Below are 18527 nucleotides of genomic sequence, written 5' to 3'. Positions count from 1 at the left end.
ACCACCGCATAAAACCCTGCTGGCTGGTTTGCCGTGTATGGCAGACAACATGATTTATCTATCCGATATAACCGAAAGTACGTTTTGTTTTTATCGACTATAATATAAGGCGGAATATAATGCCAGTAAAAATTTGCGTAATTGATGATTGGATTGACTGGAAAGCATTGCACAAGCTTGTGCCATACTATCAAGAGCACTTCCCTGTAAAAAAACTGGAAGGAAGCGGTGGATATAAAGGAACAACCTCATCTCCTTCCCTGCCTATTACTCACGGGACTTTGTGCACGGCGCTTTTGATTGAAGGCTTGCATGAAAAAGGAGTTTGGGAGCAAGTTGAGATTTCCGGTTTAATGATGAATCATGAATATGCCAGTCATTCATTTCGCACATTGATTCGCGCATTGCAATTCTGTATTACTCAAAAATACAATATCATATCTATGAGCCTGGGAATGTATCATTTACTGTATGCCAAGCAAATGGTACCATTACTGCATCAACTCCAAAGCAGGGCTGTTTTAGTAGCCGCCGCATCTAACGATTTGAAACTAACATATCCAGCGGCATTTCCATGTGTTCTCGGAGTGAAGCGCCAGATTGGCAACAACGGTGTGTCCCAGAAATTAGTTAAACTAGTCCATAATCCCATTGATGGGATTGAATTAGTTGTGCCTTATACAGAAACTGCTGTCTTAAAAAGCCTTAAAGACAAATACAATTTAAATTATGAAACTTCTAACAGTATTTTAGTTCCACAGATATGTGCTGAAATCGCATATATTCTGACGCAGAATCAAATGCTTCCCCCAAAGGAAAGTATTCCTGCATTATTTAATGTGCAGACTGTAAAAGCAGAAGAATTTGGTGAAGCGGCAAGCGCTCTTCCTATAGCAGTCAGTGAAAATGATATCCCTGTACTGCTTTTCCGATACGCAATTCAAGACTATGACTATGTAATGCTGTTAGGACAGCGGCTTCAAAACCAATTTGAATATAAAGGATATACTTGCGCCATCTTATGTGATTTCTTCAGCCAGTCGGATTTTGAAACCGGGTGGTACCATCTGTCAAAAAGGGATGTGAATAATTGTATACGTTATTACCAAAAAGTTGTTTCAGATAGTGCAGTTTTGATATTTGCAAACCGCGAACTGGCAGAACAGATTTCATATGATCTGGTAATTGACTATGGCACGCTTTCTGACGATATGGATATTAAATCTCTATTTAACAGGATAATTGATGATTTCTCATAGTATTTGGAATGCGTTAACTTGCTGAGATTTAGAAGAACCGCCAAGGTGTCCTGTAGCTGTTTGCTGAAATGTATCTTGGCGGTTTCGCTTTTGCTGTTTCTTCGGTATCTACGATACCAGTTTCTGTCGTCTGGTATCGTTTCTGTATTTGAAAGAAGTTTTTAAGTATACTGGATATAGAAAAATTGTATCTTTCTCGTTCCATAAGCTATCACAACCGTATTGTTCTATTACTCCATATGCACCATGTCTCTTTTAGGAAATCAAGAATCCCCTCTGGTAAGCCAGAGAGGATTTTAAAACAGGTTTTAAGTATTTGATTCCATGAACAGCTCCAATTCTTTGCGCAGAGAAGGGATATCCTCTGACACGGTATCCCATACGATCTGCATGTTGACCCCGGAGTAGCCATGCACAATACGATTGCGCATACCATATATCTGCTGCCAGGGGATAGTCCTGATTTGGGCTTTGGCCTCGTCGCTGAGAGATACCTTTGCCAACTCGCCAATCTGCATGAGGTTGAATACAGTGGCCTCCAGACGCATCGTGTCCGATGAAAAGCTTTCGAGAGAGCGGCAATCAGAGCAGTAACGGATAATGCTCTCAATGTGATGGAGGATTTTCTTCAGCACGGCCATATCCTTACTGTTCATAAATTGACACTCCCGTCCGCTGTATCTCCAGCTCAATTTGAGATCCGCTCTCAATCTGTGACACGTCGATCAAATCAACCGGCACATCTAAGGTGGATGCAACTCCTTCCAGCAATCCGAAGAACGCCAGCCCCCGCAGGCCGCTGTCCACCAGAATGTCTACATCACTCCGGGTGGTAGCCTGTCCCTTTGCATAGGAGCCGAACAATACCGCCCGCCGTACACCATAGCCGGCAAAAACGGGGTGGAGAATATTTTCGATTTCCCGAACAGAATATACCTTTTGCATGGGGACAGCCCCCTTTCAAGAATATTGTACCGCATGAAGGGAGAAATGGCAAGGGGGATTCCCATAGAAAGGGTTCTGGAATAATCCTGGCAGGACAGCACAGCGCAGCGCGTCCTTGGAGAGGAGTCCTGCCCGCCCTCATACCCCCGCCATCAATTTGCTGACAGCCAGCCTCCCCGCCGGATTGCGCTTTCTGCCGTTATACTCTTCAAGCAGCACTGCCGCCAGTCCGGAGGAGCCATGGCCGCGCTCTTTGGCGTTGCGCATGAGCTGCTTGACCGGGACGACCCCCAGCTTTTCGGCAAAGATATCCTCGTTGAGTTCTTCGCCGAAGGCGGCTGCAAGCTTCGCCACAGCCGCGAGCATTTTGCCTGAGAGAGAATTTGCCTCGCCCTCCCAGGTGCCCACGCAGAGCCGCAGCACCCGGTTCAGGATCTGGTAGCCGTATTTTTCATAAATATTTTCGACTGTGGAGATGGCCCAAATGCGGTTCCCCCCGGTACCGTCTCCAATTTTCAGCCCATAGGACTCCACCAGCGCCAGGATGGTAAGCTGCCGGTTATTGCCTGCCTCCAAGTTTGCCTGGAAAATTTCCAGCGCGCTCAGTGCCCGGACGTACCGCATCTGGTTTGCAAAAATGTCCGCCTCATGCTGATATTCCAGGTCGTCGTAGATCATGCACCACACCGGTGTTTCCCTTGAACCGGAAATTTTTGCCACGATTTCCACCGTGTGCTGTCCGTTGAAAACATAGTTTATACCATCGCGGCGGCTGACCTTCACCGGGTTGACCTGGTGAAGGTCAAAATCTGCCGAGGCCCGGTCGATCTGTGTCTGGGAGAGGCTCCGCTGATATTTTTGGTTGGACACCAGGTTTTTTATGGGAATCAGTTCAAAGTGTACATTGGGAACAAATCTCTGCTGTCCGTCCATATCAACCGCCACGCGATACACAATTTGCACAAAGTTCTTTGGAAGCACGGTGTTTTGTGCCCGGTACCGTTCCTTTCTGCATATTTTTCACACTATTCCTCCCACAATGCCGCTAACGCTGACTCTGCCGCTGCGTACAGGTTATACAGGGCCTGCTCCAGCTTCTCCCTGCATACGGGCGAAGCCTGGGAAAAGCTGTGCCTCCCGCCGCTGTTTTCTAAAACATTTACCCATGAGGGTATGGTGAGGACAAGGCTCATAAGCGGCCCGTCCGGGTCGAAGGCTGGCATATCCTTTACGGTAGGCGCCGGAAGCGGGCCGGGGGCGAGATTCCCGCCCTTGCCGGGAGTATGCGCCATGGCCCAAAGCTCACGGGAGCTTTTATGATCTAAATTCGTGAATTTACGCAGATAAAGCGCATACTTCCCTGAAAGGATCCCATCCGCCAGCTCCGGCTCTTTGTGCCGAAGAAGATCCATCTTGTTCGTAAAGCTCTTGTATTCGAGCAGGCTGGCGGGGGAGACGCCAAATTCTGCCGAAATCCTTCGAGCCAATTCAGCAGGGGCAGCCTTGGGGGATTTTTCCTTTGCGGTCAGATACAACTTCCCCAGCAGATAATGCCGGGCGGCGGTTACTATATGCCCCCGCCGAAGCTGCCGCTCACACGCCCAGAGTACAGCGTCTGTTTTTGATGGGAATACCATTTCCTCCAGGGCAAATTTGATGCCGTGCCGGGTGTAGATCTCATACCGGGGATACCCCTCAATCATGATCCTGTGCCAGACAGCTACAGGCTCCCGAACCCTGCCGGAGGTTATGGCTTTTTCCAGCGTCTGGAACTCCTCCCCCGGCAGGGGCATGGAAACACACTGGAACTCTGGGTCTGATTGAAGCGTCCACAACGCTTTTCTGCTCATTCTAATCGCCACGCGAACCAGGATTCGCACAAAAAGCCATGAAAACACGGCACTTTGTGCCCGGTATCATTCCTTTCTGCATATTTTTCACTCTGTACCGTCCTCCTTCTGGGGAAGCGCCGGGATAAGTCCGGGTTCTCCGCCAACCTGGTATACGGCGTAATCTTTTACCAGATCTGCAGCCATAAGCGCCTGATGCGCCCGGTAGTCAGGGCCGAACCGCTCCCGCCAGTCCGCTGGATACTGAGGCGTATTCCGGGAACCCGATCCGTATGTTTCCGCACAGTTCAAATCAAAGAGTATCGCTTTCTGCGTGCTGTCCTGGACAACTCTGCCCAGCGCCCGGTAGCGCAGCCCCGGATCCCACCCCATCATAGAGCAGACCATGGCAAAGAACAGCCGGCACGTCATGCGCCTGGGCCTGCGTTTGCCGGCGCGGAGGCACCATAGCAGCGCGTCCCGCTGGCCGGCAGGACAGGGGCAAAGCGCCAGCAAATGCTTTTCACGGCATATCATGACCTGCACGGTATCATGCTCCGGGAATATGTCCAGACAGGCTGCGTTTACATAAAAGCAGCAGCGGGAAAAGACTGCCGCAGGCTCCCTTGTATGGGCGAAAAGCTCCCGGCGCGCCACCTGGTACCCGTTCAGGTTCAGTTCAGTTTCCATCAGGTTCCTCCAAATGAAATCCCGCCAGCTCCCGGCGGATGAATTCCCCCAGAGTCTTGCGGTCTGTAGTCTTTAGGCCGCTGCCATCATCCAAAACCCGGCTGGGGCCTGCAAGGGACACAGCCTCCCGTGTCCGCACCAGGTAATAATCCGGGCCAAAGCTTCCGGTCTGGGCGGTGGGAACATACCGCACCCGCTCGCGGTATGGGGTGTAGATCTGACCGGCAGGGCAGGCTGTTTCAGGCAGAAACGCCTGCGCGTCAGCCGCCTCGCAGAGAAAGACCAGTTCATCGCCTGACTGATATAGAGCAGGGATGATGCGGTAGAAATTGGCCGTATCCCAGCCGAATATTTTGAAAAGCGTCCCCCCAAAGGCAGCGGAGGGCATGGCCCGGGGGTGGTATCTTCCGCCTGAACGCCTGGCGCAGACTACGCCATAGCGGTTTTCCGGTTCAGCGGGGCGCAGGGCGATGCGCCTGCCGATGGGATCCAGAAGCAGTTCGATGCGATCGCGCCCACTTAACTGGCGGACGAGCTGGGTGCTCAGGCTCAGGGATTTTTCCCGGAATGATACGAAACCCGAAAGCGGGGAGTCATACAGTTCCGGACGCACGGCCTGAAAACCGCGCAGATCCAGGTCGCCGGGATGCAGCTCAATTTGCGGCCGCGGCGGGCTGTCTGTTCCAACGCTTTGAGCGGCGCGGGTATAGTCAGCCTCACCGAACCCCGCCCAGCGGGGATGGACAACCACAAAGCCTTTGAGCAGGCCGCTTTCCACTACCCGCAGCCTGGGAAGGATCTCGTGGCCACGAAACCTGGCGTTGTCCAGCATGCGCTGCACGGCGGTGAAGTCGGCAGGGGACACAATGGGTTCATGATGCTCCAGATATCTGCTGTGAGGGCGTTCGCCGCGGTTTTTGACGGAACGGTGATCCCGGAAATTGGGTGTGAATGTCTTGCGGGTGTATACCTGTCCGCAGTGCCGCTCGTTTCTGAGGATGCCGACAATACCGTTTGCCGTCCACTTGACGTTCCCCAGATATGACTTGCGCCCCAGGACATTGAATGTTTCCGCAATCTGCCGGGTAGAGCAGCCATACAGATACATGAAAAACGCCAGCTTCACGGTGGGAGCTTCTTCCGGGTTGATGACCAGGCCGCCCTCCTCGTCATGCCGGTACCCCAGCAGCTCCGGGGTCAGGGGCAGGCCGTGATCCAGACGCATACGCAGAGAGGTTTCCATGCTCCGGCTACGGATATGGGACTCTTCCTCCGCCATCATAGCAAAGAAGCTTAAAGACATGGATTTTTCCTCGTTAAGGGAAAATATGCTTTCTGATTCAAAGAACACCCCCACGGGCGGAGAAAGAGCCTTCAAATCCAGGACGATGCTGATGCAGAGCACCAGATTCCGGGCAAAGCGGGATACGCTCTTGGTAATAATCAGGTCGAGCTTTCCGGCCCGGCAGTCGGCAAGCATTTGATTAAAGCCGTCCCGGTGGCGGTCGGTAGTACCGGAAACCCCCTCGTCACAGTAAAGCCCGCACAGGATCCAGTTGGGGTGCCGGACAACATATCCTTCGTAATATTTCTTTTGCAGTTCATAGGAGCTGGTCTGCTGCACGTTGTCTGTGGAAACCCTGGCGTATACCGCCACACGCAGCGGGGTATTGCCGCCAAAATAGTCTACGGCGGGATTTTCCGGGGTGTACTCGTAATGATCGGTCTGGGCCTGGTTCTGTATCCGCTGGCGCGTCCGGCGTTTCTGCGCCTCCTTGAAATCCTGTTTCTCCCGGTCAACCATCGGCGTTTCCTGGCGGCAGGAGAGCCGCGTCACGAAGATCTTCCAGATAATAAGAAGCTAGGGTGAAAATATCCTCTGAGATGAAATAGATGCCAGTTGGCGGCGTTTTTGCGGCCAGAATCTGGGCACAGAGAGACATTTCCAAAGGATCGCCGGATACATTTGAGATCTTCTGAGTCAGGATAAGGTCGAGCCTGCCTGCCATGCAGTCTTCCAAAAGCCGCGCCCATTCCGGCGAGGAGGACATTTTCGGCGCGGATGAACCGTAGTCCACATAGAACCCAACCAACTGCCATTTAGGGCACATGGCGATGGATGCGGCAAACTGGCTTTTATGCTTTTCCAGATAGCCCTCATGCCTGGTTTGATTGAAAAAGCGAATGTACACGCCAATGCGAAAGGGCTTTTCCGGGTCGGGCCGCTCCCGGTTATGGCTGTTCAGCCACGCACGGTGCGGAGCCAGATCTTTTTCCAAAGGGGATGGTGATAGCTCCGGCAGGGCTAAGGATGTGAAAATATGGTTGTCCAAGCTGCTCCCTCCGTTCTGCGTTGATCGCAGTACCTATTATACAGGCTCTTCCCACCAAAAAGAAAGAAACCGGCGGTTTGATATTTATCAACTGCCGGTTTGCTTTTTGAATTCAACTATAATGAAACCCTACATTTTTCAGGAGGTTTCAGAATATGCAAAATGAAGAAATTGGTATGCGGGTACGTAAGCTGCGCCGGGAGAAAAGGCTTACCCAGGAACAGCTTGCGGAGCGGCTGGACTGCTCCGTACAGTTTTTGAGCCTTGTTGAGAGAGGGCAGCGCGGGATGAGCCTGCGGATGTTCTGCGTCTGCGCGGAAATCCTGTGCGTCTCGGCGGATGAGCTGTTGGGAAGGGGCACGGTATGCGGGACGCGGGAGAACGAAGGAAAAGGGTTACAAGTGCTGGAAGGGTGCGGCAGGCTTGAAAGGAAAATGATCCTTGATGTGGCGGAGGTGATTAAGCGGGACTTGAGAGAGAAACTGTGAAAACAGGGCAAAGGAGCAGGGACACAGTAAGTGTTCCTGCTCCTTCGTTATCGCATTGTCCATATAAACCGTACTGTTTCGTTACTTCCATATGTACCGTGCTTTTGCTGACCCCAAACTGCTTTGCCGCCCGTCGGACGGTGGCCTTGTTTTCCACAATGAATTCCCCTAACTTGGTTGCGCGTTCGTCAAGTACGTTCATGATTGGACACCTCTTTTTGGGGATCCAATTGGGCACCCCTCTTTTCGGTGTTCTATATCTATGCGCGGGGCAGGGCGAGTATGCGGCAAAAAGCGCCGCAGGGCCGCTGTTAAGGCATATAAAAAAGCAGCGGTTTTCACGCCGTTGCTTTTTTTCTGCCCAGCTTACCTGACCACCAGGTTCACAAGCTTTCCGGGCACATATATTTCCTTTACAATGGCCTTGCCGCCGATTTCCTCCGCGATTTTCGGCTCGGCCTTGGCAAGGGCCAGCGCTTCCTCCTGGCTGATGCCCGCGGGCACGTTGAGCCTTGCGCGCACCTTGCCCTTTATCTGCACCACAATCTCAAGGGTATCCTCTTTGCACTTCTCCTCGTCATAGGCAGGCCAGGGCTGCTGGGCCACAAGGCCCTGCCCCAGCGAGGACGCCTCCCACACCTCTTCTGTGACATGGGGGGCAAAGGGGTTCAGCAGGATGGTGAAAACGCGCAGCTCCTCTTTGGTGATGCTTCCCTGGGCGGTGATATCGTTCATCAAAGCCATCAGGGCGGCAATGGCGGTGTTAAACTTCAGCACCTCCGTATCCTCGCTGACCTTCTTCATGGTGCGGTGGAAAGCCCCCTCCAGTTGGGGGCGGATGCCTGTTTCCCCGCAGAGGATGTTCTGCAAATTCCAATACCGCTCCACCAGGCGGCGGCAGCCCTTAATGCCGTTGTTGCTCCAGGGGGCAGACTTCTCAAAGTCGCCGATAAACATCTCATACAGCCGCAGGGTATCCGCGCCGTATTCGTTTACAATGTCGTCCGGGTTCACCACATTCCCCCGGGACTTGCTCATTTTTTCCCCGTTCTCCCCTAAAATCATGCCATGGCTGGTGCGCTTGGCATAGGGTTCCGGGGTGGGAACCACGCCGATGTCATAGAGGAATTTGTGCCAGAAACGGCTGTACAGCAGGTGCAGGGTGGTGTGCTCCATGCCCCCGTTGTACCAGTCCACAGGCGACCAATACTCCAGGGCTTCTTTGCTTGCCAGGGCGTCTGGGTTATGGGGATCCATATACCGCAGGAAATACCAGGAGGAACCAGCCCACTGGGGCATGGTGTCCGTCTCCCGCTGGGCAGGGCCGCCGCAGCGGGGGCAGGCTGTGCTTACCCAGTCCGTCATTTTGGCAAGGGGGGATTCCCCTGTATCTGTAGGCTCATAGCTTTCCACCTCCGGCAGGCGCAGGGGCAGTTCGCTCTCCGGCACAGGCACCCAGCCGCACTTCTCGCAGTATACCATGGGGATAGGCTCTCCCCAATACCGCTGGCGGGAGAACACCCAGTCACGCAGCTTGAAGTTCACCTTGGCGTGGCCAATGCCCTTTTCCTCCAGATAAGCCGTGATTTTCTTTTTGGCTTCTTCCACAGTCAGGCCGTCCAGCATGCCGGAATTGACCATAACCCCTGTCTCGCAGTCGGTAAAGGCGGCCTCCTGCACATTGCCTCCCTGCACCACTTCGATAATGGGCAGGCCGAATTTTTTCGCGAAATCCCAGTCGCGGTCATCGTGGGCAGGCACCGCCATGATGGCGCCTGTACCATAGCTTACCAGCACGTAATCGGAAATGAAGATGGGGATTTCCCCGCCTGTCACAGGGTTTACCGCGGTAACGCCCTGAAGCTTCACGCCGGTTTTGTCCTTCGCCATTTCCGTGCGCTCAAAGTCGGACTTCCGGGCAGCCTGGGCCTGATATTCCCGCACCTCCGCTATATTGGACAGCTTGTCCGCCCACTTCTCGATGTAGGGGTGCTCCGGGGAGATAACCATATACGTGGCCCCATAGAGGGTGTCGGGCCGGGTGGTGTACACAGTCAGCTTGTCCCCGGCAGAGGTATCAAAATCCACCTCCGCGCCGGTGGAGCGGCCTATCCAGTTTTTCTGCTGGGCCTTCACCCTGTCCGGATAATCCACCAAATCCAGATCGTCAATGAGCCGCTGGGCATACTCGGTGATTTTCAGCATCCACTGGCTTTTTACCTTGTGTACCACCTCGCTGCCGCAGCGCTCGCACACGCCGTTCACCACTTCCTCGTTTGCTAAAACGCACTTGCAGCTTGTACACCAGTTAACGTTCATTTCCTTTTTATAGGCAAGTCCCTTTTTGTAAAGCTGGAGGAAAATCCACTGGGTCCACTTGTAATAGTCCGGGTCGATGGTGCTGATTTCCCGGCTCCAGTCAAAGGAAATGCCTAAAGACTGTATCTGCCGGGAAAACCGCTGGATGTTGTCCCGGGTGATGCCCTCGGGGTGGACATGGTTTTTAATGGCATAGTTTTCCGCCGGCAGGCCGAAGGCGTCCCAGCCGATAGGGTACAGCACGTTATAGCCCTGCATCCGGCGCTTTCTCGCCACCACGTCCAGGGCGGTGTAAGGCCGGGGATGGCCCACGTGCAGCCCCTGCCCGGAGGGATAGGGGAACTCAATAAGCGCGAAATATTTGGGCTTTTTGCTCTCCGCCCCTTCCGCGTGGAACACCCCGGCTTCCTCCCATTTTTCCTGCCATTTAGGCTCTATGGCCTTGTGCTCATACTTCATGACCCTTCATCTTCCTTTCCTTATTTTGCCTCCGGCAGCCTAAGAAACTTTTTTATAAAAAAGTTTCTTAGGAATCTTCAAAAAATTTCCCGTTTGCCGGGCTTTTTTCATGCCTGCTCCTGCCAGTCCACCTTCTCCCCGTCGGCCCACAGCCTGTCCAGGTCGTAGAAGTCCCGGGCCTCCTGGGTGAAGATGTGCATGACCACCTCGGAGTAGTCCAGCAGTATCCAGGAGTTGGAACGGTAGCCCTCCACCCGGGCCGGGGCCTTGCCCTTTTCCTTCAGATACTCTTCCACCTCGTCCGCCAGGGCGCGCACGTGGGTGCTGCTGATGCCTGTGGCAAGGAGGAAATAGTCTGCCAGGCTGGAAATATCGTCAATTTTTATCATGTTAACGCGCTCGGCTTTTTTGCTGTCTAAAAGCCTTGCCGCCTGCTTTGCCAGTTCATACGGTTCCATATTGTCACTTCCCTTTCGTTCTTTTCTCCAGCGCCCGCAAGGGCGGGAAAGCATGTTAGGCAGGCCCGTCCTCCAGCGCCCACAGCGCCTCGTTATACGCGCAGATGGACTGGGGATCCAGCGTCTGCCTTTCCCCTGTCTTTTCCGCCACGGTAAAAGCAATGCCCTCCACCATAGCTTCCTCCAGGCTGGACTTTGCCAGCTCCCGCATGCGTTCCACCCCGGGATAATCCCGGTCGGCAGAGATGTAGTCCGCCACAAAGAGCACCTTGTCCAGAAGCCCCATGCCGGACTTTCCTCCGGTGTGGCAGGCAATGGCCTCCACCACTTCCCTGTCGCCCACCCCCAGCACGTATTCCACGTAGGCCGCGCCGCTGAGGGCGTGCCACAGCTTGGGGTTATGGCGCTGGGCCTGTGAAAGCATTATACCAAATTGCTCCATGATTTTCAACTGTTCTTCTTCGCCTGTGTCCTTCATAATATCGTGGAGTATCCCGGCCAGCCGCGCCTTTTCCGGGTCTGCCCCGTATTTCTCCGCCAGCGCCGCCCCGCACGCCGCCACGCACTGGCTGTGGACAAAGCGTTTTTCTGTCAGGCGCCTCTTTGCTTCCTGCTCATATTCCTCATAGGTCATAAACCTGCACTCCTTCTTTTTTCTGGCTCCATCGCGCCCAGCGCTTCCGCCGCAGGCCGCCGGGTTTTAAAAAAACCGGCGCCGCGCAAAGCGCGATCCGGGCCGCCGGGGCGGCCCGGATGCCTGCGGCGGCCCAAAGGCTTTCTCCCGCGTCCCTACAGGCACTCCCTGTACAGCCCGTTTTCCGCAATATACGCCGCCACTGCCGGGGGCACCAGGGCCTCCAGGTTCTGCCCCCGGGCTGCCAGCTCCCGCACCTGGGTGGAGGAGGCGGGGAAATAGGGGATGTCCTCCAGGCAGCACCGGGCGGCAAAATCCCGCTGAAGCCGCGCTTCCTTTTCCCGAAGCTTTTCCATGCCGCCGGAGCTGCGGGGGGTGCAGCACAAAACTGCCAGGGCCATAATGGTTTCCGGGCGGTACCAGTTGTCCACCGTCAGGAACATGTCCTCCCCCATCAAAAGGTAAAATTCCTCCCCAGGGTAAAGCCTGTGCAGCTCCTCCAAGGTGTCTGCCGTATAGCTTTTCCCTGGCCTGCACAGCTCGATTTCACACAGCTCTATGGGCGCGCCCCGCACCTGCTCCACTGCCAGCCGGCACATATCCAGCCGCTGCTGGGCGCTTGCCAGGGCGTGCACCTGCTTGTGGGGGGGCAGGCCTGTGGGGATCAGCAGTACCCTGTCTAAGGAGAGCCGCCTGCTAAATTCCTCCAGCAGCCGGACATGCCCCCAGTGGATAGGGTTGAAGGTGCCGCCGTAAACGCCTGTCCTCATAAAGGCGCCTACCGGGGCAGGACGATTTTCGCGTCCTTCTTTTTCCTGCGGTACAGCACGAATTTGGATCCTATCACCTGCACCACTTCGCTTCCCGTTCCCCGGGCCAGGGCCTCTGCCGCTTCCCGGGAGGATACCGGGCAGCTATCCGGCAGCACCCGGCCCTTTATCAGCTCCCGTTTTTCCAGGGCGCTGTCCGCCTGGGCGGCAATCTCCCCGCTCAGGCCTCCTTTGCCCACCATTAAAATGGTGTCTTCCTTTACCGCTAAAGAGCGCAGATACGCCCGCTGCTTGCTTGTAAGCAAAATTTATTCCCCCTCTTTTTCCTGGAGATAGGCCCGCAGCTTCTGCTCAAAATCCGCGAAGGCGTGGCCTCTATGGCTGCGTTCGTCCTTTTCCTCACTGCTGATTTCCCCAAATGTCAAGTCCCCCTGGAGGAAGATGGAATCGTACCCGAAGCCGTTTTCCCCCCGGGACTCTGTGGCAATCTCCCCAAAGCATTTGCCAATGGCGTCTATGCGGTCGCCGTTTGGGAACACACAGCACACAGCGCTGACAAAGTGCGCCCCCCGCTGCTCCTTGGGCACGCCCTGAAGCTTTTCCAGCACAGTCAGGCGGCGCTTGCCCGGCTCCGCGAACCGCGCCGAATAGATGCCCGGCGCGCCGTCCAGATAGTCCACGCACAGGCCGGAATCATCTGCCACAGCGGGCAGGCCTGTTTCCCTGCAGGCGGCCTGGGCCTTGATGCAGGCGTTTTCTTCAAAGGTAGCGCCTGTCTCCTCTGGCTCGGTGATATCCATGGTCACAGCTTCAATGCCCATAGGCTCCAGCAGGCGCTTAAATTCTACCAGCTTGCCTTTATTGTGGGTGGCGATAACAAATTTCATATTCCCAGCCTCTCCTTTATTGTAGTCAGTTCCGCCCGAAAGGCCAGAACCGGCGTTTTTTCTTTTCCTCCGGCTCCTGCTCCGGTTCTTGCCCGCCTTCTTCCATGGGAGGCAGATCCCATACAATGGGAGCCGCTTCTGCTGCCTGTTCCTGTCCCGGCTCCTCTTCTGCCTCCTCTGGTTCCTGGGCCGCAGACTCCCCGGCAGGTTCTTCCGCCGCGGGCGTTTCCTCTGCCCATTCCCCGGCTTCCTCCGGCTCCCCCTGGGATAAATCCACCTGCACAGGGGCGCGGCCCTGTGTGTCAAAGAGCGCTGCCGCAAAGGCCCCGGCGTCAAAGGGCTGCAGGTCGTCCACCTGCTCCCCCACGCCGATAAACTTCACGGAAAGCCCCAGCTCCCGCTTGATGGGCAGCACCACGCCGCCCTTGGGGGTGCCGTCCAGCTTTGTCAGCACAATGCCCGTAATGCCTGCCGCGCTTTGGAACTCCCGGGCCTGGTGTACCGCGTTCTGCCCGGTGGCGGCGTCCAGCACCAACAGGGTTTCCTTGTCGCAGTCAGGCAGCTCCCGGTCAATGACCCGGCGGATTTTCGACAGCTCGTCCATCAGGTTTTTCTTGTTGTGCAGCCGCCCCGCTGTGTCGCAAATCACCACGTCGCATCCCCGGGCCTTGGCGGCGGCAATGGTGTCGAACACCACAGCGGCAGGGTCGGCCCCTTCGGCGTGCTTGATGATGGGCACGCCGGCCCGCTGCGCCCACACCTCCAGTTGTTCAATGGCAGCGGCCCGGAAGGTGTCCGCCGCGCCCAGGATAACAGATTTCCCCTCCTGCTTCAGGCGGCTGGCAAGCTTGCCGATGGTGGTGGTTTTCCCCACGCCGTTTACCCCAATCACCAGGATAACGGAAGGCTTTGTGGAGGTGTGCAGGGTGTCGTCCCCCATCAGAAGCTGGGCCACTTCCTCCTGCAGCTCCCCCAGAATCAGGGCGGGATCGGTAAGCCCCTTCTGCTTCACCCGCTCCCGCAGGCGCTCGGTGAGAAAGCCGGCGGTTTCCACGCCTACGTCCCCCATAACCAGAAGCTCCTCCAGCTCCTCAAAAAGCTCCTCGTCAATTTTCGTGAAGGAATTCACCATCTGGGTAATCTGCCCGCTGATGTTGTCCCTGGTCTTTTTCAGGCCGTCCCGTATCTTGTCAAAAAATCCCATGCTTTCACCTTCCTTTAAATATGTATCATGCATTCATCAGAAGCAAAATCCCAAAGCAGAGCATCCCCGCCAGAGGCGCCATAAAGGCTACCACGCAGCGCGCCTTAAAATCCTCGTTTTTGCACAGCCAGTAAATGCCCCTGCACAGCAGCACGCCTAATAAGCCTCCCAGCCCGTTCAGGATCACATCGTCAATATCCCCTATGCCCATTTTAAAAGCAAACTGGGCAGCCTCCGCCGCCACGCTTGCCAAAACGACCCACAGGGTATTTTTCCACACTGCCTTGTCCTTATGAAACAATGTAAGATACACGCCCAGCGGCACAAAAATGACGATGTTCCCCAATATGTTGCTCAGCGCGAACCCTCTTATAAACCAGGCATTTTCCATGCTGCCGGTGACCAAATCTTTCCCTGTCAAAAACGCGGTGATGCCCCGCAGGGGGATCAGATTAACTGACCGCACAGCATGGCGCTGCCGGAACAGAATTAAAAGGAGAAGCAGGATGTAAAATACAGCCACACTGTAAAGCAGAATGTTTATCAGCCATTTTTTTCGTTTTATCCGTATATCCAAAGGTTTTCCCTCCCATATGCGGCAATCTGGCAAACATAAAGGTTTTGGGGGTTCTCAGGGGGGATTTCCCTTAAAAATCCCCCCTGAGCCGCCTGAGGCTACGCGCTGAACTCGGCGGCCTCCTCGGTTTTAAGGGCTAAAAGCTTGGAGACGCCCTGATCCTGCATGGTCACGCCGTAGAGCATGTCCGACCCTTCCATGGTGCCCCGGCGGTGGGTGATGGTGATAAACTGGGAGCGCCCGCTCATGCGCCGCAGGTATTGGGCATAGCGGCTCACGTTCACATCGTCCAGGGCGGCCTCTATCTCGTCCAGCACGCAGAAGGGCGGGGGGTTCACGCGCATAATGGCAAAGTAAATGGAAATGGCCACCAGGGCCTTTTCCCCGCCGGAAAGGGCCTCTATATGGCTGACAATCTTCCCGGGGGGCTGCACTTTAATCTCAATGCCGCTTTTAAGCACGTCTGTCTCGTCTGTGAAAGATAGCTCTGCCGCGCCCCCGCCGAAAAGCTCCCGGAAGATGGCGCCGAAATTCTGGTTTATCTGGGCAAACCGCTCGGTGAACTGCTGGCGCATGTGCTGGGTTAAATCCAGTATCAAATCCAAAAGCTCCTGTTTCGACTTCTCCACGTCCGCCACCTGGGCGCTTAAAAATTCATACCGCTCCGACACTTCCTGATATTCCACCACTGCCGCCACATTCACAGCGCCCAGGGCCTTAATCTTGTTTTTCAGCTCTTGCAGCCGGCGCTGGGCCGCCTGCAGATCTTCAATTTTAATGCCGATTTCCTCTGCTTCCCGCCGGGTCAGCTCATACTCCTCCCACAGCCGGGAAATAATGCCGTCGTATTCTTTTTGGAGGTTGTCAGCCCGTTCCTGCAGGCGGGCCAGTTCCCGGCCCACATTTTCCCGGGCGGTGGTGGTTTCCCGCTCCTCCATGCGCAGGCGGACAGCCTCCTGCTCCAGCTCTGTGCGGCGGCGGGCTGTCTCCTCCATGTCCTTCCGGCGGGCGGCGGCTTTGGCGCGCAGTTCCTCAATGCGGGCTTTCTGCCCCTCTATCTGCCCGCCCAGTGCTTTGTTTTTTCCCGCCAGCTCCTCTATCTGCCCCCGGAGCTTTTCCGCCAGCTCCCCGGAATTTTCCTGCCTGGCCCGCAGCTGCCTCACTGCCTCCAGCAGGGATTCCCTGTCCTTCTGGGCGGAAAACTCGCTTAACCGCAGGGCCTGTATGGTTTCTGCAATCTCCCCGCACCGGGCGTTCTGCTCCTCCCGGCTTCCGGCAAGGCGCTGGCTTTCCTGCTCCCAGGCTTTTGCCTGCCCCTCCAGCTTTTGGATGTTCTCCCGGCAGGCAAGCCCTGTTTTCTCCAGTTCTGCCAAACGGCCCCCGGCATCCTTCTGTTCCCGCTCCAGCCCCGCCAACTCTGCGGAAAGGGCGAGAAGCTCTTTTTCCACCCGGCCGCACTCGGCGGCAATGCGGATTTTTTCCTCCTGCAGGGCCTGCTGTTCCCCTCTGGCGGCGCTTAGATGGGCTTCGCAGGCGGAAAGCTCCTGCTGGCGTTCTTTATGAGCCTGGGCCGCTGCCTGGGCCTGCTGCTGCAAAACCCCGGCCTTTTCCTTAATGCGCCCAATCTCTGCCGTGCGGCTTAAAAGCCCGGAGTTTTTGGCGCGGGATCCTCCTGTGAGGGAGCCGCCGGCGTTCACCACCTGCCCGTCCAGGCTCACCACCCGGATGCGGTAGCCAGTGGCCTTGGCAATGGCCACGGCGCTGTCCAAATCCTCCGCCACAGCCACCCGGCCTAAAAGGGAATCCCGCACGCCGGAAAACCTCTCCTCGCATCGGCACAGCCGGGAGGCCACCCCTACAAAGCCTGGCATGTGCTCCATTTCCCTTGTGTCCGCCACCCTGCCTTTGATGGTGGTTAAAGGCAGGAAAGTGGCCCGGCCCAAATCCCGCTGCTTTAAAAAGGAAATGGCGCGCTTTGCGTCTCCTTCCGTCTCCACCACAATGTTCTGCATGGCGCCGCCCAGGGCGGTTTCCAGGGCCACGGCATATTCCCGGGGCACATTTAAAAGCTTTGTCACCGGGCCGCATATCCCGGAAAGCAGCCCCCGGCCCGCTTCCTTCATCACAGCTTTCACGCTTTGGGCAAAGCCCTCCAGGTTTCGCTCCAAATCCTCTAAAAGCCGCGCCCGGCGCAACTGTTCGTTTGCGTCCAGGGTAAGCCTGTCCATTTCCTCCCTTGCGGCCTGCAGGCGCTTTTGCCGGGACTCCAGCCGCATTTCATAGCCCTTTACGCTGTTTTCCTGGGCGGCAAGGCTTTTTTGGGTGTCCTCCAGCATCTGGTTCAGTTCTTCTTTTTCAGCCTTCACAGCCTGCTCCCGCTCTTTTGCCTGCCCCACGCTGTCCTCCACAGCGCCCTGGCGCAGCCGGATTTCCGCCATGGAGGACTGGGCGGAGCTTAGGCGTATCCGCTCCTCGGAAAGGCCTGCGTTCACCTGGGCCAGCTCCACCGCCGCCTGTTCCAGCTTCCGGGTGGCCTCGTCCGCCCCCTGGCGCAGCTTTTCCAGGCGCTCTGTAAAGGACAACAGCTTGTCATGGCTTTCCTGGATCTGCCGCTCCTTTTCCCCGGCCTCCCGCTGCTTTTCCTCTATTTCCCGCCCGGTTTCCTCTGACGAGCGTTGTGTCTCCAGAATCTCCCCCTCCAGCCGTTCCATGTCCTGGCTGTTGTGGGCAATGTCATTTTCCAAAAGGCCAATTTCCCCCTCGGCCCGCACAGCCTGCTCCTCCAGTCCCCCGGCCTCTCCCCGAAGCTGATCCATCTGCCCGGTGCAGTGGTTTGTCTCCCGGAGGTTTTCCTCCCCCCGGGCGCTCAGGGCTTCCAGCGTTTCCTCCAGCTCCTGATGCTGGGCGCGGGCTTCGCCCATGCGGCCTTCCTGCTCCCGCAGGGCTTTGGCGGATCGCTCCAGGGTTTCCAGCCAGATGCCGATTTCCAGCCCCTTTTTCTCCCCGTCAAAGGCGATAAACTGTTCCGCCTTTTCCGCCTGGATGCGCAGCGGCTCCACCCGGCTCTCCAGCTCCGCAAGGATATCCCGCAGGCGCACCAGGTTGTCCTCCGCCTTTTGCAGCCGCCGCTCCGATTCCTCCTTGCGGTAGCGGTAACGGGAAATGCCGGCGGCCTCCTCGAAAATCTCCCGTCTGTCCTCAGAACGGGCCGCCACAATGCTGTCAATTTTGCCCTGGCCGATAATGGAATAGCCGTCCCGGCCCAGGCCCGTGTCCATTAAAAGCTCGTTGACATCTTTCAGGCGCACAGTGCTTTTATTTAATAAGTATTCGCTTTCCCCGCTGCGGTAATACCGCCGGGTGATGGCTACGGTGTCGTTGTCAAAGGGCAGGCCCCGGTCGCTGTTGTCAATGGTCAGGGTGACTTCCGCAAAGCCCTGGGCACGGCGCTGGGGCGTGCCGCCAAAAATCACGTCCTCCATTTTGGAGCAGCGCAGGGTGCGCACAGACTGCTCCCCCAGCACCCACCGCATGGCGTCGCTGATATTGCTCTTGCCGCTGCCGTTAGGCCCCACCACGGAAGTGATGCCCGGCTCAAACTGCAGCGTGGTCTTGTCGGGGAATGTCTTGAACCCCTGCAATTCCAAAGACTTTAAAATCATCCGTTTCCATCCT

The 18527-nt window shown here is 56.0% G+C and carries 18 protein-coding genes and 1 pseudogene; 2 read left to right on the top strand and 17 right to left on the bottom strand.

Features of this window, described 5'->3' with window-relative positions:
* The first annotated feature begins 119 nt into the window (after positions 1–119).
* Positions 120–1259, top strand: a complete 1140-nt coding sequence (locus VSQ30_RS03255) for a S8 family serine peptidase (protein ID WP_334461972.1) — start codon at positions 120–122, stop codon at positions 1257–1259.
* 308 nt (positions 1260–1567) lie between these two features.
* On the opposite strand, the gene VSQ30_RS03250 is transcribed toward VSQ30_RS03255, so the two are convergent.
* The 7 genes from VSQ30_RS03250 to VSQ30_RS03220 form a co-directional block, all read right to left on the bottom strand.
* Positions 1568–1915: a HepT-like ribonuclease domain-containing protein gene (locus VSQ30_RS03250; protein WP_334461969.1), complete on the bottom strand. Its 348-nt coding sequence runs from the start codon at positions 1913–1915 to the stop codon at positions 1568–1570.
* Positions 1905–2204 carry a nucleotidyltransferase family protein gene (locus tag VSQ30_RS03245; protein ID WP_334461967.1) on the bottom strand — a complete coding sequence of 100 codons (300 nt, stop codon included), beginning with the start codon at positions 2202–2204 and terminating at the stop codon, positions 1905–1907. Before VSQ30_RS03245 ends, VSQ30_RS03250 begins: the two co-directional genes overlap by 11 nt.
* Positions 2205–2342: 138 nt before the next feature.
* Positions 2343–3137, bottom strand: a complete 795-nt coding sequence (locus VSQ30_RS03240; protein WP_334461965.1) for a DUF6551 family protein — start codon at positions 3135–3137, stop codon at positions 2343–2345.
* 92 nt (positions 3138–3229) lie between these two features.
* Entirely contained in the window at positions 3230–4054 is an 825-nt protein-coding gene (locus tag VSQ30_RS03235) for a hypothetical protein (protein ID WP_334461964.1), read from the bottom strand.
* Positions 4055–4141: 87 nt separating this feature from the next.
* A complete protein-coding gene (locus VSQ30_RS03230) occupies positions 4142–4723 on the bottom strand; it encodes a hypothetical protein (RefSeq protein WP_334461963.1) in 582 nt (193 codons plus the stop codon).
* Positions 4713–6527, bottom strand: coding sequence for a recombinase family protein (locus VSQ30_RS03225; protein WP_334461962.1), 1815 nt, complete (start codon positions 6525–6527; stop codon positions 4713–4715). Before VSQ30_RS03225 ends, VSQ30_RS03230 begins: the two co-directional genes overlap by 11 nt.
* Positions 6520–7056 (bottom strand): recombinase family protein, encoded by a 537-nt coding sequence (locus VSQ30_RS03220; protein WP_334461959.1) that lies wholly within the window; start codon positions 7054–7056, stop codon positions 6520–6522. The genes VSQ30_RS03225 and VSQ30_RS03220 overlap by 8 nt, the downstream gene beginning before the upstream one ends.
* 155 nt (positions 7057–7211) lie before the next feature.
* Between VSQ30_RS03220 and VSQ30_RS03215 the strand changes: the two genes are divergently transcribed.
* Positions 7212–7544 (top strand): helix-turn-helix domain-containing protein, encoded by a 333-nt coding sequence (locus tag VSQ30_RS03215; RefSeq protein ID WP_334461957.1) that lies wholly within the window; start codon positions 7212–7214, stop codon positions 7542–7544.
* Here VSQ30_RS03215 and VSQ30_RS03210 read toward each other — a convergent pair.
* From VSQ30_RS03210 to smc, 10 genes and pseudogenes are all read right to left on the bottom strand, one after another.
* A complete protein-coding gene (locus VSQ30_RS03210) occupies positions 7516–7746 on the bottom strand; it encodes a sporulation transcriptional regulator SpoIIID (protein ID WP_334461956.1) in 231 nt (76 codons plus the stop codon). The genes VSQ30_RS03215 and VSQ30_RS03210 overlap by 29 nt on opposite strands.
* A 164-nt stretch (positions 7747–7910) precedes the next feature.
* Entirely contained in the window at positions 7911–10322 is a 2412-nt protein-coding gene (gene leuS, locus VSQ30_RS03205; protein WP_334461954.1) for a leucine--tRNA ligase, read from the bottom strand.
* A 107-nt stretch (positions 10323–10429) separates the two neighbouring features.
* A complete protein-coding gene (gene rsfS / locus VSQ30_RS03200; protein ID WP_334461952.1) occupies positions 10430–10780 on the bottom strand; it encodes a ribosome silencing factor in 351 nt (116 codons plus the stop codon).
* 55 nt (positions 10781–10835) lie between these two features.
* Positions 10836–11414 carry a bis(5'-nucleosyl)-tetraphosphatase (symmetrical) YqeK gene (yqeK, locus tag VSQ30_RS03195; protein ID WP_334461950.1) on the bottom strand — a complete coding sequence of 193 codons (579 nt, stop codon included), beginning with the start codon at positions 11412–11414 and terminating at the stop codon, positions 10836–10838.
* Between the two features lie 155 nt (positions 11415–11569).
* Positions 11570–12184 (bottom strand): nicotinate (nicotinamide) nucleotide adenylyltransferase, encoded by a 615-nt coding sequence (gene nadD / locus VSQ30_RS03190; protein ID WP_334461949.1) that lies wholly within the window; start codon positions 12182–12184, stop codon positions 11570–11572.
* A gap of 8 nt (positions 12185–12192) precedes the next feature.
* Positions 12193–12489, bottom strand: coding sequence for a YhbY family RNA-binding protein (locus VSQ30_RS03185; protein WP_334461948.1), 297 nt, complete (start codon positions 12487–12489; stop codon positions 12193–12195).
* Positions 12490–12492: 3 nt separating this feature from the next.
* The gene (gene rdgB / locus VSQ30_RS03180; RefSeq protein WP_334461946.1) at positions 12493–13071 is read right to left on the bottom strand and encodes an RdgB/HAM1 family non-canonical purine NTP pyrophosphatase; all 579 of its coding nucleotides are present in this window, start codon (positions 13069–13071) and stop codon (positions 12493–12495) included.
* 301 nt (positions 13072–13372) lie between these two features.
* Positions 13373–14275 (bottom strand): annotated as a pseudogene (ftsY, locus tag VSQ30_RS03175) (signal recognition particle-docking protein FtsY); the annotation flags it as partial.
* A 25-nt stretch (positions 14276–14300) separates the two neighbouring features.
* Positions 14301–14852, bottom strand: a complete 552-nt coding sequence (locus VSQ30_RS03170) for a VanZ family protein (protein ID WP_334461944.1) — start codon at positions 14850–14852, stop codon at positions 14301–14303.
* 98 nt (positions 14853–14950) lie between these two features.
* Positions 14951–18514: a chromosome segregation protein SMC gene (gene smc, locus VSQ30_RS03165; protein ID WP_334461941.1), complete on the bottom strand. Its 3564-nt coding sequence runs from the start codon at positions 18512–18514 to the stop codon at positions 14951–14953.
* Between the last annotated feature and the right edge of the window lie 13 nt (positions 18515–18527).

It is taken from the genome of Acutalibacter sp. JLR.KK004, from assembly GCF_036941085.1.
Taxonomy (GTDB): domain Bacteria; phylum Bacillota; class Clostridia; order Oscillospirales; family Acutalibacteraceae; genus Acutalibacter.
Note: the sequence above shows the minus strand (reverse complement) of the source record. Positions and strands in the feature narration are given on the sequence as shown.